This window comes from Nocardiopsis rhodophaea (genome assembly GCF_039530945.1).
GTDB lineage: Bacteria > Actinomycetota > Actinomycetes > Streptosporangiales > Streptosporangiaceae > Nocardiopsis_C > Nocardiopsis_C rhodophaea.
The window spans coordinates 261,418-283,870 of record NZ_BAAAPC010000003.1 but is presented as its reverse complement, the minus strand read 5'-3'; the positions used below and the strand labels follow the sequence as shown (position 1 = coordinate 283,870).

Here is a 22,453-nt window from a genome sequence, read left to right as displayed (position 1 = left end):
GTCGGCCACCTCCGGAACCGCCTTGGCAGCGGAGTGGGACCGGTGCTGCTGGGCGCCGAGGGTGTGCGGCCAGGCCGGGCGCTGGCTTGTGTGACCGCCTGAGCGAGATCCCCGCTTGGTCCTGAACTCCCTCCAGGGAGGGGAAGCAGTCAAAGTTCGTCGTAGAAGACCCGCTCCATCACGGCTCGGGCACGGCGGGTGGCCTGGCGGTAGTCCTGGAGGAGGCGGCCCGCAGGGCCTTCCTCTTCAGCCTCGTCGTCGCGGTAGCCCAGGGCGCCGGCCAGGGCCGAGAGGTCGCGGACCGATGTGGGGATCGAGTCGCCGCCTCGGCCGCGGACCAGCATGATGGCGCCGCGTACGCGGGCGGCCATGCGCCAGGCGACGTCCAGTGTGGCCCCGTCCTCGGCGGTGAGGAGGCCGTGGGCCACGGCCGCGTCCAGCGCCTTGAGCGTGCTGGTGGTCCGCAGTTCGGGCAGCTCGTAGGCGTGGCGCAACTGGATGAGCTGGGCCACCCACTCGACGTCCGACAGGCCGCCGCGTCCCAGCTTGGTGTGGAGGGTGGGGTCGGCCCCGCGCGGCAGGCGTTCGGCCTCCATTCGGGCCTTGAGGCGGCGGATTTCCAGGACGGCCTTGTCGGACACGCCGCCCTCGGGGTAGCGGATGTGGTCGATCAGTTCGGTGAAACGGCGACCCAGGTCCCCGTCCCCGGCGATCGGGGCGGCGCGCAGCAGCGCCTGGCTCTCCCAGGTCGACGACCACCGCCGGTAGTAGGCCTCGTAGGAATCGAAGGTGCGCACCAGCGGGCCGCTCTTGCCCTCGGGCCGAAGGTCGGCGTCGAGCACCAGGGGCGGGTCGTCGGACTGCATCTCCAGCAGTCGGCGCAGCTCATGGATGATCACGTTGGCCTGGTGCGTGGCTTTGGCGGGGTCGGCGCCGGGCAGCGGGTCGTGGACGTAAATGACATCGGCGTCGCTCGCGTAGCTCAGCTCGTTGCCGCCGAAGCGCCCCATCGCGACCACGCACAGCCGCGTGCACGGCTCCTCGCCGAGATCCGCGGCCACCTTCGCCCAGGCGGCCCGCAGGGCCGCGTCGATAGTCACCGTCGCGATCGCGGTCAGCGCCTCGCCGACCGCGTCGATCCCCGACACCTCCAGCAGATCGGCGGCAGCGGTGCGGAACAGCTCGCGGCGGCGCAGCGCACGCACCGCCGCCACGGCCTTCTCCGCGGTGTCGTGCCGCCGCAGCGCGGCGTAGGCCTCGGCGGTGAGCGCCTCCGTGGGGCGCCGGACCAGATCGGCGTCGTTGGCGAGGATCGCCACCGCTTCGGGGGCGCGCAGGAGGAGGTCGGTGGCGTACCTGCTGGTGCCCAGCAGCCACGCCATGCGCTCCGCCACCCGCACGTCGTCCCGTAGCAGCCGCAGGTACCACGGTGTGGCTCCGAGCGCGTCGCTGACCTGGCGGAACCCCAGCAGCCCGGCATCGGGGGCGGGGGAGTCGGCGAACCAGCCGAGCATCACCGGCAGGAGGGTGCGCTGGATGGAGGCGCGGCGCGAGACGCCGGCCGTCAGCGCCTCCAGGTGGCGCAGGGCGCCCTCCGGGTCGGCGAAACCCAGTGCCTCCAGTCGCTCTCCCGCCTGGCTCAGCGTGAGCCGCGCCTCGGTGCCGGGCAGGCGCGCCACCGCGTGCAGCAGCGGCCGGTAGAAGAGCTTCTCGTGCAGGCGCCGGACCTCACTGGCGACGCGCCGCCACGCGGCGGTCAGGTCGGTGACCGGATTGGCGACGTAGCCGAGAGCGCGCCCCAGCCGGCGCAGCTGCTCTGCTCCGTCCGGGGTATCAGGGGAGGGCAGCAGGTGGGTGCGGCGCAGCCGGTGCAGTTGGAGCATGTGCTCCACATGGCGCAGGAAGCGGTAGGCGGCGGCAAGGCCGGCGGCGTCCTCGCGCCCCACGTAGCCGCCCGCAGACAGCGCCTCCAGGGCGGCGAGCGTGTTGCCGGAGCGCAGCGCAGGGTCCGTCCGCCCGTGCACCAGCTGCAGCAGCTGCACGGAGAACTCGATGTCGCGCAGCCCGCCCTGGCCCAGCTTGATCTCCCGATCGGATTCGGCCGCCGGGATGTGGGCGATGACGCGGCGCCGCATGGCCTGCACGTCGTCGACGAAGTGGGGGCGGCTCGCCGCGCGCCACACCATCGGCGCGATCGCCTCGCTGTACTCCCGCCCCAGAGCGGCGTCTCCGGCGATGGGCCGGGCCTTCAGCAGCGCCTGGAACTCCCACGTCTTGGCCCACCGCTCGTAGTAGGCGATGTGGCCCGACAGCTGGCGGACCAGCGGCCCGTTCTTGCCCTCGGGACGCAGCGCGGCGTCGACCTCCCACAGGGTGCCCTCGGCGTCGGTGGCCCCCGGGATGCGCATCATGGCGGAGGCCAGCCCGGTCGCGGCGCGCATGGCGGCCTGCACGTCCTCCACCCCCTCGGCGGGCTCGGCCACGAACACGACGTCCACGTCGCTGACGTAGTTGAGCTCCCGGCCGCCGCACTTGCCCATGCCGATCACGGCGAGGCGGCACAGCTCGGCGTCCCCAGGCGACTGCGCCCGCGCGATGGCCAGCGCCGCGTCCAGGGTCGCGGCGGCGAGGTCGGCGAGCTCGGCCGCGGCGGACTCCAGGCCGATGGCTCCGGTGAGGTCGCGCCCGGCCAGGCGCAGCACACGGCGGCGGTAGGCGACACGCAGCGCGTGCGCGGCGCCGTCGGCGTCATCCGTATCGGCCGCGGCGATCGGCGCCGTGGCGTTGGGGTCGGCGCCGACGGTGTGCAGGAGGCCGGCACGCAGCTCCTCGGGGCTGGGCGTGCGTGCGGCGTCCGCCCCGCGCAGTTCCCGCCAGTCGCCGGGGTGGCGCACCAGGTGGTCGGTGAGCGCTGTGCTCGCCCCCAGCACGCCGATCAGCCGGGCACGCAGATCGGGGTCGTCGTTGAGCGCGGCGCGCAGCTCGTCGGGTTCCGGTTCGCTCTCGACCAGCCGGGTGAGCCCCAGCAGGGCCTGGTCGGGGTCGGCCGCCGCGCTGAGAGCGTCGATGACCTGGGCGTGGGCACCGGGGTCAAGCCCGGCCTCCGTCATCAGACGCGCCGCGCGTGCACCATCACCGAACCCCCGCCGGGCCAGTGCGCCTGCGGTCATTGAGAATCCGTCGCGAGTCGCCACGCTGCCTACCGTAGCCCGCGAGACCTGGAGCGGCGCATGCGGGACTATTATCTGGCGTGAAGTTGTTGAACTGATGTACAACTAGTATCCGAGGCTCATCCAAGGGCCGGTCGCCGGCCCACAGCTCCATCAGCCCCACCGATCCACCCGCGACGTCCCCGCCGGGAGCGCGGACATGAGGGACGGCGGGCAGGCGGCCGACACGCCCCCGCACGCCCCTACCGAGGAGGTTCCGCCATGCCGTGGATACTGCTGCTCGGCGCTATCGCCGCCGAGGTCACCGGAACGATCTCGCTCCGTCTCTCCGACGGGTTCACCAAGCTGGTGCCCTCGCTGGTGACGCTGGCCGGGTACGGGACCGCGTTCTGGTTGCTCGCCCAGGTGCTCAAGCAGGGCATGAACATCGGCGTCGCCTACGGGGTGTGGTCCGCGCTCGGTGTGGCCCTCATCGCGATCATCGGGGCGCTGTTCCTGGGTGAGAACCTGACCTGGGTCCAGATGGCCGGGATCGGCCTGGTCATCGTGGGTGTCCTGGCGCTGGAGATGGGCGGCGCGCATTGAGCGGAATACACGGGAAATAGACGGAGAAAGGGACGGGGCGATGAGCGGCGAGGTAGCGGAGAAGACCGACGGGCGGCGGGCGCGCGGTGAGCGCCGCCGTTCGGAGATCATCGCGGCCACGCTCCGCGTGGTGGAGCGCGACGGCGTGGCCGGTGTCACGCACCGCGCGGTGGCCCGTGAGGCGGAGGTCCCCGCGAGCTCGGCGCTCTACTACTTCGCGACCCTGGACGACCTGCTCGTCGCGGCGCTGACCGAGGCCGCGGACAGCTACGTGCACCGCCTACGCGAACTCGTCGAGGCCGGAGAGGACCCGCTCGACGGACTGGCCGGCATGGTGACCGACTGCGCGGACGCGGCGGGGCGGGCACGCAGCCTCGCCGAGTACGAACTCACCCTGCTGGCGGTACGCCGCCCCGTGCTCCGCCCCATCGCGCGCAAATGGATCGACCTCATGACCGAGGTGGCTGCGGCCTACACCGACGACCCGGTGGCCATCCGCGCGGCCGTCGCGGTCGCCGACGGCCTGTGCATGGAGGCCCTGCTTGAGGAGCGTCCGCTGGACTTCGGTCAAGTACGGGCCGTCCTGCGCTACGTCCTCCGCCTCGACTGACCGTTCTTCCCCTTCTTACCGTCCCACCACTGCTGATCTCGGCGAAGTGCGCCAGGGAGTCGCTGGAATTCCGCGCACTTTCCCGAGGTCAACACGGGGGCGAGCGTTATGCGGCCCCCGATCGCGGCCGCCCTGAAGTGCTGAGATGATGTCTTGCGCCATGACATACCCGCAGCTCTCGTTCCGTGCTCTCCGGGCGGCCCTCTTCGCGGCCGTCTGCGTCGGCATGGCGATGATCGGGCATGTCACAGCGGGCGGGTCCCTGCCGGGCCCCCTGGTCCTCGGCGGCGCCGTCGCGGGGTGCGCACTGCTCTTCACCCCCTTCGCCGGGCGCCAGCGCTCGGCCGGCGCCATCATCGGCGGGCTGCTCGGCGCCCAGGTCCTGCTCCACCTGCTCTTCCACTGCGCGGCACCCGGCACGGGAGCGGCGATCACGGTCACCCCCACCACCGCACTCACCCCCGACGCGTTCGCGCGGTCGCTCGGGCACATGTGCGGCGGCGGCCTCACCAACGGCGACGGCTACGGCTACGGCATGGTCCTCGCCCACGTGTGGGCCGCCCTGGTCACGGGGTGGTGGCTGGCCTCCGGCGAGGAGGCGCTATGGGCCGTGCTGCGGTGGCTCCGGGCCACCCTGCTGTCGCCACTGCTGGGAAGCGGTCCCTACCGCGCCGCCCGGCCTCCGCGCCTGTACGGGCACAGTCCCGTGGTGCTGCTGCGGCCGCGCGTGCTGCGCCATGTCGTCGTCGGACGCGCACCTCCGGCCCTCGTCGCCTGAACCAGCGATCAACCGAACTTGTCATGCGGCTCCGCTCCGCGCCCGACCGCGGGGCGGAGCCCATCGTGCTGAGGACATTCGACTATGCGCATCACCATGCCGCTCGCTGGCGGGCTGGCCCTGCTGGCGGCACTGACCGCCTGCTCCGGGCCGGGGAACCAGCCGGGTGACGATTCGCCCTACACCGGCACGGAGGTCGACGGCGCGTTCACCCTTCCGTCCATCACCTTCACCGACAACAAGGGCAAGGACTACAACCTCAAGGCGGATTCCGAGGGCGTCACCACCGCCGTCTTCTTCGGCTTCACCAACTGCCCGGACATCTGCCCCACGACCATGGCCGACATGGCCCAGGCCGTCGACAAACTGGACCCGGACGAACGGGAGCGGTTCAAGGTGGTCTTCGTCACCGCCGACCCCGATCGGGACGACCCCGAGCTGATCGACATGTGGCTGAGCAGCTTCAACCCGGACTTCACCGGACTCAGCGGGACGCTGGAGGACACCGACGAGGCCGCGAGCGACCTCGGGATCTCCATCAGTCGCCCCGAGGACCGCGAGGGCGACTACCAGGTCGGGCACGGCAGCCAGACCCTCGTGTTCTCTCCCGAGGGCGAGTCCGAGCTCATGTGGAACTACGGGACCGAACCCGACGCCATCGCCGACGACCTGAAACTGCTCCTGAAAGAAGACAACACCCCATGACCGCCACGTTGAAGCGCACCCTCCTGCTGCCCGCCGCGCTGCTTGCCTTCGGCGCGCTGAGCGCCTGCGGCGGACCGGAGGCCGGCGGTGCCGCGGAGCACACCCCCGCGGCCGACCGTGGCTCCGCTGAGCCCTCCATCAAGGTCACGGACGCCACCGTCCGCGTCCCGTCCACCCCGGACGTCACCGCCGGATACCTGACCATCGAGAACACCGGCGGTGCCGACGATGTCCTGACCGGCGTGGCCACGGACGCCGCGAAGGAGGTGCAGATGCACGACACCGTGAACAACGACGGTGAGATGAAGATGGAACAGCAGGACACCGTCTCCGTCCCCGCCGATGACACCGTGAAGTTCGAAAGCGGTGGCCTGCACCTGATGCTCATGGAGCCCACGGGGGTCGCGGACCTCGAAGCGGGTGACACCATCACCCTCACCCTGAGCTTCAAGGAGTCCGGCGACATCGAGACCGAGGCCACCATCGAGGACCCGATGCAGGGCACGGACTCCCAGGACTCGGGTTCCCACGAGGACATGGGCCACGAGGGCGACTGATCCTCCGGCGGACCGGCGGTGGATGGCGGCAACCCGTGCCTTCACCGCCGGTCCGCTTCCCGCCCGACCGCGACCTCCGGCCGGGCGCCGAGCGGGGGCACGAGACGGCGGGAACCAGCGGCGCTTCCGTCTCAGCGCAGCCGCGCGCAGTCCCCGACCCGTACGACGCGGGTGCAGTTCGCGCGGGTCGGCTTCACCACTTCCCCGTTCTCCCGGTCGCTTCGCTCCACCCAGGCACGTGCCGCCTCTGCGCCGCGCCCCGCGGCCATCTGGCGTTCGACGAGCCGCGCCTCACGCGTCGCATCGTCGGCATCCGCGTACCAGAGCTCGGTGAGCAGAGGGCGCACGTCGCGCCAGAGAGGGGCGTCGTCGGCAAGGTAGTTGCCTTCGGTCACGACCAGCCGGACACTCCGCTCGACGACGTGCCGAGCGGCGATGGGTTCGTCCAGCGCGCGGTCGAACCCGGGCACGTAGACGCGGGCCTCCTCGGTGTGCAACCGCCGCAGCAGCGCCAGGTACCCGCGTACGTCGAACGTGTCGGGAGCGCCTTTCCGATGGCGACGGCCGATCCGGTCCAACTGCGCGTTGGACAGGTGGAAGCCGTCCATGGGCACGTAGGCGACGCTGTCCGCCCCGAGCTCCTGGCGGACCTCCTCCACCAGATACCGTGCCAGAGCCGACTTCCCCGCCCCCGGCGGACCCGCGATGCCGAGGAACGCCCGAGGAGCGGCCGTGACGGCCATCGCCCGCGCGTCGGCCACCAGTTTCTCCAGCATGGCCGCCACTCTAAGCTCCGGCACCGACGAGCGGACCGACGGCCCCAAATATCGTCGCCGTAGTCGGGGCTCCGCTCAGTGGTCGGTGTCCTTCGGGTGCCGAGGAGAGGCGTAGACGATCCAGATCGTCCGCGCTTCGTCGTCGATCAGATAGCGACACGCCCGCCGCTGGTGACTGCGTACTCCCACTGTTCGAGGTCGCGGCCCTTCCACCGCCCTGTTCCACGCCTTCCCCGCAGGCGATGCTGGCGTTCAGGCTGCGCTTGGGATCGGGGGTCAGTACGTACCGTGTCAAAGCAGCGGCGCGTATTGGCCAATGCCAGGCGGCACAGTTCTTCCCAACCTCGTACCGCGTCGCTCGTACCGAATCGCACGTCCCATTCATCACTGGGGGGTGGGACAGTCACCCTGTCCCCGCGTTTTGGGCTCATGCGGTGACATCCACCGGACCGAAGTCGCCCTCCATCGGTTCCAGAGCGCGCCGGTATTGCTCAGGATCGGCCTTGATTCGCGCAGTCGCACGCCATCCCGCGATGACTTCTTGAACACTCACGTCCGTGTCCAGTTCGGCTGCGTCGGACAACGCTGCCACGAGTTCGTCGGAGAACTCATGGACCTCGTCCTCTTCCAGGTGGCGGACCCACGGGAAGACGTCGCGTACGGCCAGATGCAGCGAGTGAGTGCCGGGATCCTGCTTTGCCATGGCGAGGAAGATTCGAGATGCCGTGGTGAGTGTCTGGTCTCGCAGATCCTCGCGGTCTGCGGCGATCAGATAGAAGTCAGGTGCGTCACGATGGGTGACGCGGACGCGGCCGAGGCTGGTGGCGCGCTCAGCCACGCTGCGTGGGTTGCGGGACAGGTCAGAGAAGCTGACGGTGTCCGGGCAGCTTGTGCTCATGGATCATAGTCTATTCAGATTGTGTTCTGAAGTCCATGCTCTCAAGTAGAAAGGGCCGCTGTTCCCGCCCTCAGAGCGGGAACAGCGGCCCTTTACGGCGTCGCTGCGGTCAGACCGTGGCTAGCGCGTGGTCTCTAGATGTCGTAGTACAGCTCGAACTCACGCGGGTGCGGGCGCAGGCGGAGGGAGTCGATCTCCTCGGTGCGCTTGTAGTCGATGTAGGTCTCGACGAGGTCCGGGGTGAAGACGCCGCCTTCGAGCAGGAACTCGTGGTCGGACTCCAGGGCCTCCAGGGCTGCGTCGAGGGAGCCGGGCACCTTGTTGATGGCGTCGGCCTCCGCGGGCGGGAGCTCGTAGAGGTCCTTGTCGACCGGCTCCGGCGGCTCGACCTTGTTCTTGATGCCGTCGATACCGGCCATGAGCATCGCGGAGAACGCGAGGTAGGGGTTGGCCGACGGGTCCGGGACGCGGAACTCCAGGCGCTTGGCCTTGGGGTTGGAGCCGGTCAGCGGGATACGGATGCAGGCGGAGCGGTTGCGCTGCGAGTACACGAGGTTGACCGGCGCCTCGAAGCCCGGCACCAGGCGGTGGTAGGAGTTCACCGTCGGGTTGGTCAGGGCCAGGAGCGCGGGCGCGTGCTTGAGCAGGCCGCCGATGTAGTAGCGCGCCATGTCGGACAGCTGCGCGTAGCCGGTCTCGTCGAAGAAGAGCGGCTCGCCGTTCTTCCACAGGCTCTGGTGGCAGTGCATGCCCGAGCCGTTGTCGCCGAAGACGGGCTTGGGCATGAAGGTGACCGACTTGCCCTGCTGGTACGCCGTGTTCTTCACGATGTACTTGTACAGCTGCACCGTGTCGGCGGACTTGAGCATGGTGTCGAAGCGGAAGTCGATCTCCGCCTGGCCCGCGGTGCCGACCTCGTGGTGCTGGATCTCCACGTTCACGCCGGCGTCGATCAGGTTGCGCACCATGGTCGACCGCAGGTCGCTGTAGTGGTCGACCGGCTCGACCGGGAAGTAGCCGCCCTTGTAGCGCGGGCGGTAGCCCAGGTTGGAGCGGCCATTGTCGGTGCCGGTGTTCCAGGCGCCCTCGATCGAGTCGATGTAGTAGAAGCTCGCGTTCTCACGCGTCTCGAAGCGCACGTCGTCGAAAATGTAGAACTCGGCCTCCGGGCCGAAGAACACGGTGTCGGCGATGCCGGTGCCCTTGAGGTACGCCTCGGCCTTGCGGGCGACGTTGCGGGGGTCGCGGCTGTAGGACTCGCGGGTGAAGGGGTCGTGCACGAAGAACGTCAGGTTCAGCGTCTTGTGCTCACGGAAGGAGTCCACGACGGCGGTGCTGAAGTCCGGGAGGAGCAGCATGTCCGATTCGTGAATGGCCTGGAAGCCCCGGATGGAGGAGCCATCGAACATCAGGCCCTCGTCGAAGGTGCCCGCGTCGATGTTCTCGATCGGGAGCGTGAAATGGTGGGTGGACCCGAACAGGTCCGTGAACCGGACGTCGAGGAACTTGACGTCCTCGGTCCGGGTGAAGGCCAGAAGCTCTTCGGCGCTGCTGAACAAAACATACCTCCGTGCAGGTGTAAGAGGCCGCGCGGGGAGAACCTCCGCACCATCGCGGGCATGTTCGAACCTCGCCGCCTCCCGGCTACATCCTTGACGCTAGGAGGGGGCCGTTTCCCCGCCATGTCTCCCCTGTTTCCTGCATGTTACGGGGTCGGTCGTTTTCCCTGCCTAAGGCGCACATGCGCGGGTACACGGCATACGCCCTGATAATGGTAGGCCCATCCGAGCCGACGCGCTGGCGGCCACGTGGGCCGCACCAAGGGCGGACGCGAGCAGGGTGGAGCCGCCGATAACGTTGTCACCATGGGAAACATGGGCGGCACGGAGGACGTGGAGTTCCGCTACCGGGGCAACCGGCTGGGCATGCCGGAGGAAGGGCCGGGTTCCGTCCCCGGCGTGGGGCGGCGCTTGCTGGGGGTGTTTCTGGACTGGGTCCTGTGCGTGGGCGTGGCGTCCATGGTCGCCGGGGTGTCCCCGGCCGACCCGCAGGCCGCCAACAGCGTCTCGGGCCTAGCCCTGCTCGTCTTCGCCGTCTACAAGATCGTGCTGCTGACCCTTATCGGCACGACCGTCGGCAAGCGCATCGTAGGCGTGGGCGTCGCCGCCACGGGGGAGCGGGCGCTGCCCTGGGCGGTCGCGATGACGCTGCGCACCGTGCTGCTGTGCCTGGTGATCCCCGCCGTCATCTACGACCGCGACCTGCGGGGCCTGCACGACCGGGCCGCCGGGACCGTGAGTCGGCGGTACTGACCGTACGGGCGGAGCGACGGGATCCGGCAGGGGGAAATTTTGCCCGCCCTTTGGCAGACCGCTTGCCGCCGGTTAACCGATGATCGACCGCCGCGTAACACGGCGAGCCGCGTAACACGGTCGTGGGGAGAGCGTCACACGGAAAGAGGGCGAAAGACAGAGCGAGCGGGTGGCGCCGATCCGATTGGATCCGCGCCACCCGCTCGCTCTGTCCCTCGTGCTGGTTCTGGCGATCAGCCCTGCGCCTTGGGACCCTTCGGCATCCGCATGCCCTTGGGCATCGGCCCCTTGGGCATCTGGATGCCGGCGGGAAGCGCGCGAAGCCGGTAGCGGAGTTCGGCGACCTCGGCCTTGTCGAGGTTACGGGGAAGCTTCATGACGTGGCGCTGGAGCTTGGAGACCGGGACCTGGTCCGCACCGTTACCGACCTGCAGGTCGTAGATCGGGGTGGTGGCCGCGACCCGCGCCACGCGCTTCTTCTCTCCGGCGATGAGGCCGCGCAGCCGCGACGGGTCGCCCTCGCCCACGAGCACGACGCCCGGCCGGCCCACCGCCCGATGCACGACGTCCATCTGCCGGTTGGCGGCGACACCCGGTTCGACCGTCCAGTCGCCGCGCATATTGTCCAGCACCGCCATGCCGGCGCCGAGGCGCCCGTCCAGCATCTGGTACTGGACGCGCTGCGCGGAGCGGGTGAAGAAGATGAATCCGGCGAGGAAGCCGACGGGAATGCCCAGGGTGATCCAGTACAGCCAGGCCCCCGTGAGGAAGCCTCCGATCACGGAGATCGCGAGCACGGAGACGAAGATCCCGACGGAGATCGGGATGGTCTTCGGACTCTGCTGGTGCACGACCTTGGCGACCATGCCGATCTGCTTGAACCTGCCGGGCCGCTTCTCCGCGCCGCCCTTGCCCTTGGCGTCGGTGGCCTGGGGTGTGTTGTTGTCCTTGGGCTTGTTCGCCATGACGTCCAGGATATGTCTCGCGGGGGAGCGAACGTGAAACGGCGGCCGAGGGCCGCCGTCTCAGCTTGATTACGTTGTCCGGATTGTCGGAGTTGGAGTCGGGGTCGGGGCGGCGTCCGGGGCGTGTTCTAGGCGTGTACCGCGGCGCCGGACGCGGCCGCCGCCTCTCGCTCACGCTTCTCGATGGCCTGCTTGTACAGTCGGCCCGCCCGGTAGGAGGAGCGCACCAGCGGTCCCGACATGACACCGGCGAAGCCGATCTCCTCGGCCTCGGCCGCCAGATCCGCGAACTCCTGCGGCTTCACCCACCGGTCGATCGGGTGGTGCAGCTTGGAGGGGCGCAGGTACTGGGTGATGGTCAGCAGGTCGCACCCGGCCTCGTGGAGGTCGCGCATGGCCTGGGAGATCTCCTCGCGCTCCTCGCCCATACCCAGGATCAGGTTGGACTTGGTGACGAGGCCGTCGGCGCGCGCCTGGGTGATGACGTCCAGCGAGCGCTCGTACCGGAAGCCGGGCCGGATGCGCTTGAAGATCCGCGGCACCGTCTCGATGTTGTGCGCGAGCACCTCCGGACGCGACCCGAACACCTCGGCCAGCTGGTCGGGGTCGGCGTTGAAGTCCGGGATCAACAGCTCGACACCGGTGCCGGGGTTGAGCTCGTGGATCTTGCGGACCGTCTCCGCGTACAGCCACGCGCCGCCGTCGTCGAGATCGTCCCGGGCGACACCGGTGACCGTGGCGTACTTCAGTTCCATCGTGCGGACCGACTCGGCGACCTTCAGCGGCTCGCGGCGGTCCAGGGCGGTCGGCTTGCCGGTGGCGATCTGGCAGAAGTCGCAGCGACGCGTGCACTGGTCGCCACCGATGAGGAAGGTGGCCTCGCGGTCCTCCCAGCACTCATAGATGTTGGGGCAGCCCGCCTCCTGGCAGACCGTGTGCAGACCCTCGCGCTTCACCAGCGAGTGCAGCTCGGAGTACTCCGGCCCCATCTTCGCCTTGATCTTGATCCACGGCGGCTTCTTCTCAATGGGGGTCTCGCTGTTGCGCGCCTCGATGCGCAGCAGTTTGCGGCCCTCAGGAGCGATGGTCAACGCGGGCCCTTCCTTTCCTCATCCACGCTGGGGAGGTCGTCGTGATGCTCGTACGGGGTCAGACGGTGGCGGCGGGCTCGGGCACGGCCTCAGACGCAGGCGCGGCGGGCTCGGGGACACCGTCGTGGTGGCTGTAGGCAGGAGCATCGAGAACTTCGGCCAAGTGTCGCTCGGTGATCGCCAGCACGTCGGCCACGCGCACATCGCGTCCCAGCTCGCGGGAGATCGACGTGACTCCGGCGTCGGAAATCCCGCACGGAACGATGCGGTCGAACCAGGACAGATCAGTATCGCAGTTCAGGGCGAATCCGTGCATCCCCACGCCGCGCGCGATCCGGCACCCAATGGCCGCGATCTTGCGTTCGGTGAGGCCGCGCTCGGGGTCGGCGTCGAGCCATACCCCTGTGCGGCCCTCCACGCGCTTGCCGGTGAGCCCGAACTCCGCGATGGTGCGGATGATCGCTTCCTCCAGCATGCGCACGTAGGCGATGACGTCGATGGGGTCCTTGAGCTTCACGATCGGATACACGGTGAGCTGGCCGGGGCCGTGCCAGGTGATCTTGCCGCCGCGGTCGATGTCGAAGATCGGTGCTCCGGGATCGGTCAGCGGACGGTCCCACCTGCCGGTGCGCTTCCCGGCGGTGTACACCGGCTCGTGCTCCAGCATCAGGACGGTGTCGCCGATCCTGTCGGCCACCCGGTTCTCGTGGATCCGCTTCTGCAGGTCCCAGCCCTCCTGATAGGGGACCGGGTCATCACCGAGCCAGGCGAAGACGAGCTCACTCATAGATCCCACCTTATGTCCCGGCGGGTGGTGCGGGCGATGTCGGATAGGGCACGTCCCGGCCACCGTTTCGCGCGTTCCAGAACGGAATAACGCAGGGCGGGCGGGTGTTCGCCGCGCCTTTCCCTGGGCGGCTCCATCCGCGGGTGCCGACTCCTCCGCCCACGCGAGTGGCTCAGACGCGATCCTGCGCCACTAGAGGATGTCGGCCAACGCCTGATCCAGTTCCGGGTGCCGGAAGGCGTAGTCGGCCTCCAGCAGCCGACGCGGGCGCACACGCTGGTCGACCAGCGCGGCTTCGTCGGCGAACTCGCCCAGCGCCGACCGCATCGCGAAGGCCGGCACCGTCAGGAACGTCGGGCGACGCAGGGCACGCCCCAGAGCGGCGGTGTACTCGGCGTTGCTCACCGGCTCGGGCGCGCACAGGTTGACCGGTCCGGTGAGCTCGGGGTGTTCGAGCAGAAACCGGATCGCTCCCACCTCGTCGGCGACGGAGATCCAGCTCATGTGCTGCCGCCCGTCGCCCAGGCGCCCGCCCAGCCCCATGCGGAACAGCGGGAGCACCTTGCCCAGCAGTCCGCCCTCGCTGGACAACACGACGCCGCTGCGCAGATAGGCGACCGAGATCCCGGCCTCCTCCGCCGCTGTGGCCGCGGCCTCCCAGGCACTGGCCACCTCGGCGAGGAAACCGTCACCGTGCGGCGAATCCTCATCGGCGACCGTCGAACCGGTCTCCCCGTAGTAGCCGATGGCCGACGCGGACAGCAGCCGGGGCGGCGGCTTGTCCATGTCGGCCAGCGCCCTGCACAGCGCGCGGGTGCCGTTGACCCGGCTGTCGTAGATCTGCTGCTTGTACTCGGGTGTCCAGCGGGCGGGGCCCAGTGGCGCGCCGGCGAGGTGCACCACGGCGTCGACGGCGCGGAGCGCGTCGGTCTCGACCTCGCCCCCCACCGGATCCCAGTACGCCTCTTCGTGCCCGGGCGGCGACGTCGACGTGTGTCGGACCAGACGCACCACCGTATGCCCATCCACGGCCAGGGAACGGCGTAAAGCCGTCCCGACCAGCCCCGATGCCCCCGTGATAGCGATTCGCATGCAACTGTTCGTACCCGGGCCGACGAAAAATCATTGCCCAGTTCCGCAGAACGCCTGCGCGCGACCGCCCAGGGGCTTACTTTGGGTACAGGGCAAGGAACTCCCTGCGACGAACAGGGGGTGAAACCGGCCGGGGTGCTCGCGAGCCGCGGCCGATCCTCAGCCCGAAGACCTTTGGTGATGGGGATCACCAGGGGGATGGTGAATGGTGGGGTAAAAGGTGGGGCGGTACCCAACCCGGGTACCGCCCCACTGCCGTTGCCCCCGGTCGCGTGCCAATCACGCACGCGACCCGGCCCCCGCCCCGCCGAGCGCGCCGCGCGCGCTCCGCCGGACGGGAACCGGGTTCGCGGCGGCTCCTTAGGCCAGGCCCAGCTCCGCCTCGAAGGCGCCCTCTTCCAGGCGCTCCTTGACGTCCTGCAGGAACCGGCCGGCGTCGCCGGTGTCGATCAGGCGGTGGTCGTGCGTCAGCGCGAAGTAGACCATCGAGCGGACCGCGATGACCTCCCCCAGCTCCGGGTCCTCCATGACGACCGGCCGCTTGACGACGGCACCGGTGCCGAGGATGGCCACCTGCGGCTGGTTGATGATCGGGGTGTTGAACAGCGCGCCGGACGCTCCGGTGTCGGCCAGCGTGAACGTGCCGCCGCTGAGCTCGTCCGGGTTGAGCAGACCCGTGTGCGCCCGCTCGCTGAGGTCGGCGATCTTGCGGGCGAGCCCGCCAAGGTTGAGATCACCGGCGTCCTTGATCACCGGAGCGAGCAGGCCCCCCTCGGTGTCGACGGAGATGCCGAGGTTCTCGATCGAGTGGTAGGTGACCTCGTAGGTCGAGGTGTCGATGACCGCGTTGAGCTTCGGGTGCGACTTCAGCGCCTCGACAGCGGCCAGCGCGAAGAACGGGAAGAAGTCCAGCTCCACGCCCTCGCGCGCCGCGAACTGCTCGGCGGCCTGGTCGCGCAGCCGCGCGATGTTGGTGACATCGACCTCGACGACCTGCGTGATTTCGGCGGAGATGCGCAGCGACTCGGCCATCTGCTCGGCGATGCCCTGGCGCAGGCGCGACATCTGCTCGGTGCGACCGCGCAGCGTGGTGTCGACCTGCACCGTGCGCTTCGGCGCGGCGGCGGCCGGAGCCGGAGCGGCGGCGGGAGCGGCCGGGGCCTCCTTCAGCTTGCGGGCCGCCTCCAGGACGTCCTGCTTGCGGATCCGGCCCCCGACGCCGGTGCCCTGCACCTGGCTCAGGTCGACGCCGTGCTCGCCGGCGAGCTTGCGCACCAGCGGCGTGACGTAGGCCTCGGTGACCGCGTCGGTGCCCGACGCCTGGCCGGTGCCGCTGATGGTCTCCACGTCCACCGGCGGGGTGGCCTCCTCGCGGCTGGCACGCGGCGCGGCCGGCTCCGCCGGAGCCGGGGCGGCTGCGGGAGCCGGAGCCGGAGCCGGAGCCGGCGCCGGAGCCGGTTCGGGCTCTGGGGCGGGTGCGGGCTCGGGCGCCCGCTCGGGCTCGGCAGTCGGCTCGGGCTGCGCCTCCTTGGCCGCGGGCGCAGCTTCCGCCGCCGGAACGTCACCGGCCTCGCCGATGATCGCGATCTCCGTGCCGATGTCGATGGTCTCGTCCTCGGCGACGAGGATCTTGGTCAGCACACCCGACGCGGGCGACGGGATCTCGGTGTCGACCTTGTCGGTCGACACCTCAAGGAGCGGCTCGTCGGCCTCGACGGTTTCGCCCTCCTTCTTCAGCCACTGGGTGACGGTGGCCTCGGTGACGCTTTCGCCCAGCTCGGGCACTGTTACGGAAGTCGGCATGGGTTCCTCTTGGAATTGACGTGCTTCGACACGCGAGAAACGGGGTGGGCCGCGGCCCACCCCGTCGCCGTGTCAGTCGTGGACGTGCAGCGGCTTTCCGGCGAGGGCGAGGTGCGCCTCGCCGAGCGCCTCCGACTGGCTCGGGTGCGGGTGGATGAGCTGCGCGACCTCCGAGGGCAGCGCCTCCCAGTTGTAGATGAGCTGCCCCTCGGCGATGAGCTCGCCCACACGGCTGCCCACCATGTGCACGCCCAGGACCGGCCCGTCCTTCTCGGCGATGACCTTGACCGCACCCTGCGTCTGCAGGATCTGGCTCTTGCCGTTGCCGCCGAGGTTGTAGTTCATCTCGACGATGTCGTAGCCGCGCTCCTTGGCGGCGGTGGAGGTGAGGCCGACCGAGGCGACCTCGGGCTCGCAGTAGGTGACCCGCGGCACGCCGTCGTAGTCGATGGCCGGCGGGTTGAGCCCGGCGATGCTCTCGGCCACGAAGATGCCCTCGGCGAAGCCGACGTGGGCGAGCTGCAGGGTCGGGATGAGGTCGCCCACGGCGTAGATGTTGCCGACACCGGTGTGCAGGTTCTCGTCGACCTTGACGAAGCCGCGCTCCAGCTGGACGCCGGCCTCTTCGTAGCCCAGGCCCTCGGAGACCGGGCCGCGGCCGATGGCGACGAGCAGCATCTCGGCATCGACCGTCTTGCCGCCCTTGAGGGTGACGTTGACACCGGCGTCGGTGGTCTTCACGCTCTCGAAGGGGGTGTTCAGCTCGTAGGAGATCCCGCGCTTGCGGAATGCCCGCTCCAGCAGCTTGGAGCTGGACTCCTCCTCGACCGGGACCAGGTGCGGCAGGGCCTCGACGATGGTCACCTCGGCACCGAAGGAGCGGTACACGCTGGCGAACTCGACACCGATGACGCCGCCGCCCAGCACGACCACGGACTTGGGCACGCGGTCGAGCTTCAGGGCGTCGTCGCTGGTGATGACCTTCTCGCCGTCGATGTCCAGGCCGAGCGTCTTGGGCTGCGAACCGGTGGCGAGGAGGATGTTGCGGCCCTTGTAGGCCGTGCCATCGACGGTGACCTCGTCGGCCCCGGTGAGCTTGCCCTCACCCTCCACGACGGTGATCTTGCGGGCCTTGACCAGGCCGGACAGGCCCTTGTACAGGCCGCCGATCACCTTGTCCTTGTACTTGTGGACGGCAGCCATGTCGATGCCGTCGAAGGTGGCCTTGACCCCGAAGGTCTCGCTCTCCTTGGCGGAGTCCGCGACCTCAGCGGAGTGCAGCAGCGCCTTGGTTGGGATGCAGCCCTTGTGCAGGCAGGTACCGCCGAGCTTGTCTTTCTCGATCAGGAGGACGCTCAGGTTGAGCTCGGCAGCGCGCAGCGCCGCCGCGTAGCCGCCGCTGCCGCCGCCCAGGACGACGAGGTCGAAGGTGCCGCCGCTCTCACTCACGGGAAGGACACTCCTTGTTGCAGGTATGGATAAACGTGGGACCATCCCCGCGGTAGCGGGGAGCACGTTGTTCTGACATAACAACGCGGCCGAACGCGTGTCTCATCCGGCCGCGTGCCGGATCATCCCCGCGGTAGCGGGGACCGCGCTATTCAGTTCTCGTCGGTTCAGTTCTTGTCGGTGGCGAACGTCTCGGCGATCCGCACCAGGGTGCGCGTCGCCGAACCGGTGCCGCCCTTGGGTGTGTACCCGAAGGGCGCGCCCTGGTTGAAGGCCGGACCGGCGATGTCGATGTGGGCCCACCGCTGGCCATCGGCGATGAACTCCTTGAGGAAGATGCCCGCGGTGAGCATGCCGCCCCAGCGCTCGCCCGCCACGTTGGCGATGTCGGCGACCGTGGAGTCCAGGCCCTTGCGCAGGTGGTCGGGGAGGGGCATCGGCCACGCCGCCTCACCGGCCGCCGCCGCCGCGGCGACGACATCCTCACGGACGGCCTCGTCGTTGGCCATCACCCCGAACAGCCGGGTGCCGAGCGCGACGAGCTGCGCGCCGGTCAGGGTGGCGACGTCGACGATCAGGTCGGGCCCGTCCTCGTGCGCGCGGACCAGCGCGTCGGCCATCACCAGGCGCCCCTCGGCGTCGGTGTTGAGCACCTCGACCGTCTTTCCCCCGTAGATCGAGATCACGTCGGAGGGACGCTGCGCGTTCCCGCCCACCATGTTCTCCGCGATCGCCAGGTAGGCGACGACGTTGACGGTCGGCTTGAGCAGCGCGATGCTCCGCATCGCCGCCAGCACCGCCGCGGCACCGCCCATGTCGGACTTCATCCAGTCCATGGACGAGGCGGGCTTCAGCGACAGGCCACCGCTGTCGAAGGTGATGCCCTTGCCGACGAAGGCGACGGTCGTGCTTGCCTCGGGGTGGCTGTAGGCGAGGCGTACCAGCCGCGGCGGGTTGCTCGACCCCTGGCCGACGCCGACCAGGCCGCCGTATCCGCCGTCGGCGAGCGCGTGCTCGTCGAGCGTCTCGATCGCGAGCCCGGTCTCCCGGGCGACCTCCTCGGCGGCACCGGCCAGGTCCTCGGGGACGAGGTCGGCGGGCGCGGTGTTGACGAGATCACGGGCGAGGTTGGTCGACGCGGCGAGGATCTCGGCGCGGGCGGCGGTCTCGGCCGCGCCCTCAGCGGAGCTGATCACCGACAGCTCCAGCGGCGCCGGGGCGTCATCCTCGCCGGTGCGGTAGCGGGTATAGGAGTAGCCACCGAGGAGCGCGCCGATCGCGACCGCACCGGCCTGCTCAGCGGTGTCGGCGGGCAGCGCGAGTCCGACGCGGACCCGCTTCTGGCGCTCGCGCAGTGCGGCTCCGGCGGCGCGGGAGAGGAGATCGAGGTCGATCGCTGCTCCGGCGGAGGGGGCGTCGTCCAGTCCGACCGCGATCACGACCGGGGCCTTGACGGCTCCCTGGGAGGGGAAGGTGTGCACCTCCTCGGGCTTGCCGCTCGCTCCCAGCAGCGACAGGGTCGTGGCGAGGCCGCCGGGGAAGGCGGCATCGACGGCGTGAGCGCCCGACGCGAGCTCCGGACCCTCGGGGCCGGAGTGGTAACCGACGACTACAGCGTCGGCGTCGAGCGAACAGGGGGATTCCGTTATGACTGACAGCGACGTGCTCACGGAGTCGATGCTAGTCCTTATGGCACGCCGCCGGGCACGGCGCACCCGGTATGCCGATTCACGGGATCAATCAGCGGCGGAGTTGCACGGACCGCGAAGATCGGCGGTTCTTTCCCTCGGGGCCGGCCGGTGTTTCGCGTCCGCGGCCCACACGCGAGTGGTTTCGTGGGCTCCGCGTTCTCCCCTGTCACCGGCGCTGCGGCGGCCCCGCGCCGACGCGGGCGCCGCCCACCGCTGCCCACCGAACGGCGGATCCGATCCGCGAGCGGGCGTTCGGCACGGCCCATCGCCAGGACCCATGGCCGCGCCCGCGGTGTGAACAAATGTGATGATGGCGACAGAGCGCTGCCGTGGGGCGGTGTACCCGACGTCACCACGGCGAATGTCGGGGCGCCCCGGCCGCTGTCCGTGGCTCCCCGGCCACGTGGCTAGAGCGCGGCGACCCCGGTGAGGAGCGCGGCCGTGGTCGCCGTCTCCGACAGCGCACCGAGGACGTCTCCGGTGATCCCGCCCAGGCGGCGCCGCGCGTGGCGCAGCAGCCCGAGGGCGATGGCGAGGCCGACCGGGACCGCCAGCGCACAGCCGAGAACGAACCACCCGCCCTCGGCCCACCCCAGGAAGGCGAGGAGGGGGACGACCGCGGTGCCCAGCCCGGCCGCCCACCACGGGACCGTCCCCGCGACGAACGCTCCGAGCCCCTCGGGGCGTGCCGCCGGGACGCGGGGTGTGCAGGCCCAGGTGATCGCCAGCCGCCCGGCGGCCACCGCCGTGAGCAGTCCGGCGACCCCCGTTAGCGGTGCGGCCTCGGCGAGCCGCCCTACCGCCAGCACTTGGATGAGCAGGACCAGCACCAGCGTGATCACACCGAAGGGTCCGATATCGGAGCGCTTCATGATGTCCAGCGCGCCGTCGGCGGGCCGCGCGCTGCCGAGCCCGTCAGCGAGGTCCGCCAGCCCGTCCAGATGCAGCCCTCGGGTGAGCAGCGCCAGGGCGCCCACCGCCAGGGCCGCGCTCAGCAGCGGGGACAGCCCCACCGCGCCCGCCAGGAGGAGCACCCCCGCGGCGGCGACCCCGATCACCAGCCCGACGGCCGGCGCCAGCGCCATCGCCCACCCCGCGACCGCGCGGTCGACCCTCTCCACCCGCACGGGAATGACGGTGAGCGTCCCGACCGCCATCCGCGCCCCGTCCGCCCCGTCGGCGAGGGGGCGGATCCCCGCGGTCACGGCAGCTCCAGGACCCGGCCGACGGTGACGAGGGCGACCTGCTCCGACTCGGCGGCGAGGCGCTGATTGAGACGGCCGAGCCGATCCCGGAACAGGCCGCCGCTGACCGTGGCCGGGACGACCCCCGACCCGACCTCGTTGGTCACCGCGACAATGCGGGCGGAGCAGCGCCGCCACGCGTCGACGAGCTCGTCGATCCGCTCCTCCAGAGCGGACTCGGCGCCGGTCGGGGGCGTCTCCCGCCACATGCCGCAGCGCTCCATCATCCCGGCCAGCCAGGTACCCACGCAGTCGAAGAGCACGGCCCCCGTCGCACGTTCCAGGACCGTGGCGGCGTCCAGCGACTCCTCCGTCTTCCACCACGACGGACGGCGCCGCCGATGCAGGTCCACGCGGCCCGCCCAGTCGTCATCGCCCTCGGCCGCCGGGCCGGTGGCGAGGTAGGTGACCTCGGGTTCGCCGAGGAGGCGCAGCTCGGCCTCGGCGGACTTGCCGGAGCGGGCGCCACCGGTGATCAGGACCCGGTGCGGCCCGCGGATGCGCGCTCCCGGCCACGAGGCCGGAGGGCAGTGGAGGTCCTGGCCGTCGGAGGGCGCCGAGGCCGCCCACAGCCGGGCACGGCGTTCGAACTCAGCGGGGGAGGGGACCCGGTGGTCCCCGCCGACCGCGAGTACCGCCGTGGTGACACCGACGATCCCGGCCCGACGCAGTGCGCCGATGGTCTGCGGGGACGCGACGACATCCACGATCGCCACGTCGACCTCGTGCGTGCCGTGGCCGCGGCCGTCCGCGGCCGCGTCGGCCGGAGCATCGGTGGCCGCGTACAGCAGCCGGCCCCCGTCGGGCCCCTCCACCCGCGTGCCATAGGGCGTGTCGGTGACGGAGTACCCGGCGGGCGGCGGGGTCGCCGTGCCCACACCGGGGTCGCGGAGGGTGAACGCGTCATCGACGGTGATGCGCAGGGGCTGCCGCCGATTCTCGACGGCGCGGTTGCACGACGCGCATCGGCAGTTGGGAGCCGGCCACCCGGCGGGACCGGAAGTGCCGGAAAGTCGGATTCGCACGCCCGATAGTTAACCTCATCACGCCTCCCTTGTGCCGTTAGGCTCGGCACGACCAACGGTCGGTGTGAGAGAGGCGATACACGATGGCGTGGAGCTGGCGCTACGAGGCGGGCAATGGTACGTCCCTGGACGACGACGAGCTGCCCGGCGAACTCTTCACCTCCCGCGGCGACGCGGAGAGCTGGCTCGGTGAGAACTGGCAGGAGCTCGCCGAAGCCGGCGCCAAACAGGTCACCCTGCTGGAGGACGAGCACGCCGTCTACACCATGAGCCTGGAGGAAGCCGAGTAGCCGGGGCAGGCCGTGCGGGGGCGGTCAACAGCCCCCTGCGCGCCCGGTTTGCCGTGATCACCGCGGGATGTGCCGGACGGCGGAGCCAAGGCCTGCTGGGCGGCCTTGTCGGTGTTCTTCCTTTCCGGTGTTCTTGGGTGAAAAGCGGCACCGAGGCCGGTGGGGGCTGGGGCGCCGGTCCCGTGGCGGGTGCGGCGGGGCGGGGGCTCACGGGGCGGGGCGGTCTTCTCGCTTCGCGTGAGGCGCCTTCCGCGATACGGGAGCGCCCTCCTGCCGCAGGCCCCGTCTGGCGATGATCATGGGGATTCTTCCGGCAAAGCGGACAGAACCGGGACCGTTCCCATGATCATCGCGGGGAACTTGTGGCAAACCGGGCATACCCGGCGTCCGGCGGCCCACAAACCGGATTCCGGGCCGCCCGCATGGCCCACCCGGGAGCCGACAGCCGCGCCCCACCCCCGACCTTGTCGCCGCCGCGTTCGTTCCTCGACCCGGGGGAGACCGGCGGGGCGGGCCGACGACGCTTCCCCGCCCGGCCGCATCCCCGGAGACGAGCGGTGCCCCCAGCCCCCACCGCCGTCGGCGCCGATTTTCACCCAAGAGCACCGGACAGGGTGACCGCAGA

The 22,453-nt window shown here is 70.4% G+C and carries 20 protein-coding genes; 7 read left to right on the top strand and 13 right to left on the bottom strand.

All coding sequences use genetic code 11. The annotated features are described in order from the left end of the window. Window positions 1–149 precede the first annotated feature (149 nt). Window positions 150–3,170, bottom strand: a complete 3,021-nt coding sequence (locus ABD259_RS04895) for a bifunctional [glutamine synthetase] adenylyltransferase/[glutamine synthetase]-adenylyl-L-tyrosine phosphorylase (RefSeq protein ID WP_344160400.1) — start codon at window positions 3,168–3,170, stop codon at window positions 150–152. A 261-nt stretch (window positions 3,171–3,431) separates the two neighbouring features. On the opposite strand from ABD259_RS04895, the gene ABD259_RS04890 reads away from it, so the two are divergent. The 5 genes from ABD259_RS04890 to ABD259_RS04870 all read left to right on the top strand — a co-directional run bounded on the left by ABD259_RS04890 (window position 3,432) and on the right by ABD259_RS04870 (window position 6,405). Continuing rightward, window positions 3,432–3,755, top strand: coding sequence for a DMT family transporter (locus ABD259_RS04890; RefSeq protein ID WP_344107252.1), 324 nt, complete (start codon window positions 3,432–3,434; stop codon window positions 3,753–3,755). A 40-nt stretch (window positions 3,756–3,795) separates the two neighbouring features. Further along, window positions 3,796–4,365, top strand: a complete 570-nt coding sequence (locus ABD259_RS04885) for a TetR/AcrR family transcriptional regulator (protein ID WP_344160397.1) — start codon at window positions 3,796–3,798, stop codon at window positions 4,363–4,365. Between the two features lie 160 nt (window positions 4,366–4,525). Then, window positions 4,526–5,143 (top strand): hypothetical protein, encoded by a 618-nt coding sequence (locus ABD259_RS04880; protein WP_344160394.1) that lies wholly within the window; start codon window positions 4,526–4,528, stop codon window positions 5,141–5,143. Between the two features lie 84 nt (window positions 5,144–5,227). Beyond that, a complete protein-coding gene (locus ABD259_RS04875; RefSeq protein ID WP_344160391.1) occupies window positions 5,228–5,848 on the top strand; it encodes an SCO family protein in 621 nt (206 codons plus the stop codon). After that, a complete protein-coding gene (locus ABD259_RS04870) occupies window positions 5,845–6,405 on the top strand; it encodes a copper chaperone PCu(A)C (protein WP_344107242.1) in 561 nt (186 codons plus the stop codon). Before ABD259_RS04875 ends, ABD259_RS04870 begins: the two co-directional genes overlap by 4 nt. 131 nt (window positions 6,406–6,536) lie before the next feature. Here ABD259_RS04870 and ABD259_RS04865 read toward each other — a convergent pair whose 3' ends face one another. The 3 genes from ABD259_RS04865 to glnA all read right to left on the bottom strand — a co-directional run bounded on the left by ABD259_RS04865 (window position 6,537) and on the right by glnA (window position 9,638). After that, window positions 6,537–7,181, bottom strand: a complete 645-nt coding sequence (locus ABD259_RS04865; protein ID WP_344160388.1) for a nucleoside/nucleotide kinase family protein — start codon at window positions 7,179–7,181, stop codon at window positions 6,537–6,539. Window positions 7,182–7,608: 427 nt separating this feature from the next. After that, on the bottom strand, window positions 7,609–8,079 hold the full coding sequence (locus tag ABD259_RS04860; RefSeq protein ID WP_344160385.1) for a DUF6247 family protein: 471 nt from the start codon (window positions 8,077–8,079) through the stop codon (window positions 7,609–7,611). 134 nt (window positions 8,080–8,213) lie between these two features. Further along, window positions 8,214–9,638 (bottom strand): type I glutamate--ammonia ligase, encoded by a 1,425-nt coding sequence (glnA, locus tag ABD259_RS04855; protein WP_344107236.1) that lies wholly within the window; start codon window positions 9,636–9,638, stop codon window positions 8,214–8,216. Between the two features lie 306 nt (window positions 9,639–9,944). Between glnA and ABD259_RS04850 the strand changes: the two genes are divergently transcribed. Next, window positions 9,945–10,391: an RDD family protein gene (locus ABD259_RS04850; protein ID WP_344160382.1), complete on the top strand. Its 447-nt coding sequence runs from the start codon at window positions 9,945–9,947 to the stop codon at window positions 10,389–10,391. Window positions 10,392–10,624: 233 nt separating this feature from the next. Here ABD259_RS04850 and ABD259_RS04845 read toward each other — a convergent pair whose 3' ends face one another. From ABD259_RS04845 to ABD259_RS04805, 9 genes are all read right to left on the bottom strand, one after another. Further along, window positions 10,625–11,356, bottom strand: a complete 732-nt coding sequence (locus tag ABD259_RS04845) for a DUF4191 domain-containing protein (RefSeq protein WP_344160379.1) — start codon at window positions 11,354–11,356, stop codon at window positions 10,625–10,627. A gap of 128 nt (window positions 11,357–11,484) precedes the next feature. Then, on the bottom strand, window positions 11,485–12,447 hold the full coding sequence (gene lipA, locus ABD259_RS04840) for a lipoyl synthase (RefSeq protein WP_344160376.1): 963 nt from the start codon (window positions 12,445–12,447) through the stop codon (window positions 11,485–11,487). Window positions 12,448–12,505: 58 nt separating this feature from the next. Then, window positions 12,506–13,234 (bottom strand): lipoyl(octanoyl) transferase LipB, encoded by a 729-nt coding sequence (gene lipB, locus ABD259_RS04835; protein WP_344107228.1) that lies wholly within the window; start codon window positions 13,232–13,234, stop codon window positions 12,506–12,508. Between the two features lie 192 nt (window positions 13,235–13,426). Next, a complete protein-coding gene (locus ABD259_RS04830; RefSeq protein WP_344160374.1) occupies window positions 13,427–14,326 on the bottom strand; it encodes a TIGR01777 family oxidoreductase in 900 nt (299 codons plus the stop codon). A 360-nt stretch (window positions 14,327–14,686) separates the two neighbouring features. Then, the gene (sucB, locus tag ABD259_RS04825) at window positions 14,687–16,129 is read right to left on the bottom strand and encodes a 2-oxoglutarate dehydrogenase, E2 component, dihydrolipoamide succinyltransferase (RefSeq protein WP_425573481.1); all 1,443 of its coding nucleotides are present in this window, start codon (window positions 16,127–16,129) and stop codon (window positions 14,687–14,689) included. A 72-nt stretch (window positions 16,130–16,201) separates the two neighbouring features. Beyond that, complete coding sequence (lpdA, locus tag ABD259_RS04820) at window positions 16,202–17,578, bottom strand: dihydrolipoyl dehydrogenase (protein ID WP_344160373.1); 1,377 nt, start codon at window positions 17,576–17,578, stop codon at window positions 16,202–16,204. 167 nt (window positions 17,579–17,745) lie between these two features. Next, window positions 17,746–19,248 carry a leucyl aminopeptidase gene (locus ABD259_RS04815; RefSeq protein ID WP_344107220.1) on the bottom strand — a complete coding sequence of 501 codons (1,503 nt, stop codon included), beginning with the start codon at window positions 19,246–19,248 and terminating at the stop codon, window positions 17,746–17,748. Window positions 19,249–19,676: 428 nt separating this feature from the next. Continuing rightward, window positions 19,677–20,474, bottom strand: a complete 798-nt coding sequence (locus ABD259_RS04810; RefSeq protein ID WP_344160371.1) for an adenosylcobinamide-GDP ribazoletransferase — start codon at window positions 20,472–20,474, stop codon at window positions 19,677–19,679. After that, on the bottom strand, window positions 20,471–21,430 hold the full coding sequence (locus tag ABD259_RS04805; protein ID WP_344160529.1) for a bifunctional adenosylcobinamide kinase/adenosylcobinamide-phosphate guanylyltransferase: 960 nt from the start codon (window positions 21,428–21,430) through the stop codon (window positions 20,471–20,473). The genes ABD259_RS04810 and ABD259_RS04805 overlap by 4 nt, the downstream gene beginning before the upstream one ends. A gap of 191 nt (window positions 21,431–21,621) precedes the next feature. Between ABD259_RS04805 and ABD259_RS04800 the strand changes: the two genes are divergently transcribed. Further along, entirely contained in the window at window positions 21,622–21,828 is a 207-nt protein-coding gene (locus ABD259_RS04800; RefSeq protein WP_344160368.1) for a hypothetical protein, read from the top strand. Window positions 21,829–22,453: the final 625 nt, after the last annotated feature.

Bases quoted from the DNA above. Each gene is read 5' to 3' on its own strand.
- ABD259_RS04895 (WP_344160400.1), bottom strand. From the start codon at position 3,170: ATGACCGCAGGCGCACTGGCCCGGCGGGGGTTCGGTGATGGTGCACGC.
- ABD259_RS04890 (WP_344107252.1), top strand. From the start codon at position 3,432: ATGCCGTGGATACTGCTGCTCGGCGCTATCGCCGCCGAGGTCACCGGA.
- ABD259_RS04885 (WP_344160397.1), top strand. From the start codon at position 3,796: ATGAGCGGCGAGGTAGCGGAGAAGACCGACGGGCGGCGGGCGCGCGGT.
- ABD259_RS04880 (WP_344160394.1), top strand. From the start codon at position 4,526: ATGACATACCCGCAGCTCTCGTTCCGTGCTCTCCGGGCGGCCCTCTTC.
- ABD259_RS04875 (WP_344160391.1), top strand. From the start codon at position 5,228: ATGCGCATCACCATGCCGCTCGCTGGCGGGCTGGCCCTGCTGGCGGCA.
- ABD259_RS04870 (WP_344107242.1), top strand. From the start codon at position 5,845: ATGACCGCCACGTTGAAGCGCACCCTCCTGCTGCCCGCCGCGCTGCTT.
- ABD259_RS04865 (WP_344160388.1), bottom strand. From the start codon at position 7,181: ATGCTGGAGAAACTGGTGGCCGACGCGCGGGCGATGGCCGTCACGGCC.
- ABD259_RS04860 (WP_344160385.1), bottom strand. From the start codon at position 8,079: ATGAGCACAAGCTGCCCGGACACCGTCAGCTTCTCTGACCTGTCCCGC.
- ABD259_RS04850 (WP_344160382.1), top strand. From the start codon at position 9,945: ATGGGAAACATGGGCGGCACGGAGGACGTGGAGTTCCGCTACCGGGGC.
- ABD259_RS04845 (WP_344160379.1), bottom strand. From the start codon at position 11,356: ATGGCGAACAAGCCCAAGGACAACAACACACCCCAGGCCACCGACGCC.
- lipB (WP_344107228.1), bottom strand. From the start codon at position 13,234: ATGAGTGAGCTCGTCTTCGCCTGGCTCGGTGATGACCCGGTCCCCTAT.
- ABD259_RS04830 (WP_344160374.1), bottom strand. From the start codon at position 14,326: ATGCGAATCGCTATCACGGGGGCATCGGGGCTGGTCGGGACGGCTTTA.
- sucB (WP_425573481.1), bottom strand. From the start codon at position 16,129: ATGCCGACTTCCGTAACAGTGCCCGAGCTGGGCGAAAGCGTCACCGAG.
- ABD259_RS04800 (WP_344160368.1), top strand. From the start codon at position 21,622: ATGGCGTGGAGCTGGCGCTACGAGGCGGGCAATGGTACGTCCCTGGAC.